The sequence below is a fragment of the Mycobacterium arosiense ATCC BAA-1401 = DSM 45069 genome (genome assembly GCF_002086125.1).
Classification (GTDB): Bacteria; Actinomycetota; Actinomycetes; order Mycobacteriales; family Mycobacteriaceae; genus Mycobacterium; species Mycobacterium arosiense.
The window spans coordinates 1-292 of the sequence record NZ_MVHG01000301.1; the positions used below are offsets into that span (position 1 = coordinate 1).

The following is a 292-nucleotide window of genomic DNA, read 5'->3' on the forward strand; positions in this document are numbered from 1 at the left end:
GTGTACGCCTTCAAGTGGGTCTGGTCGCCGATGCTCGACCAGTGGCGCCTGCCCTTCGTCGGCCGTCTCGGCCGGCGCCGTTCCTGGCTGGTGTTCTCGCAGGTGCTGATCGCCCTGGGACTGCTCGGCATGGCCCTGTGCAATCCGCAGAGCCACCTGCCCTGGCTGATCGGCCTGGCCCTGCTGGTGGCGTTCGCCTCCGCCACCCAGGACATCGCGATCGACGCCTACCGCCTGGAAATCGCCGAGGATAGCCGCCAGGCCGCCCTCGCTGCCTGCTACATGACCGGCT

At 68.8% G+C, this 292-nt stretch carries 1 pseudogene; it reads left to right on the top strand.

Features of this window, described 5'->3' with window-relative positions:
• Positions 1-292 (top strand): annotated as a pseudogene (locus BST14_RS31985) (hypothetical protein); the annotation flags it as partial.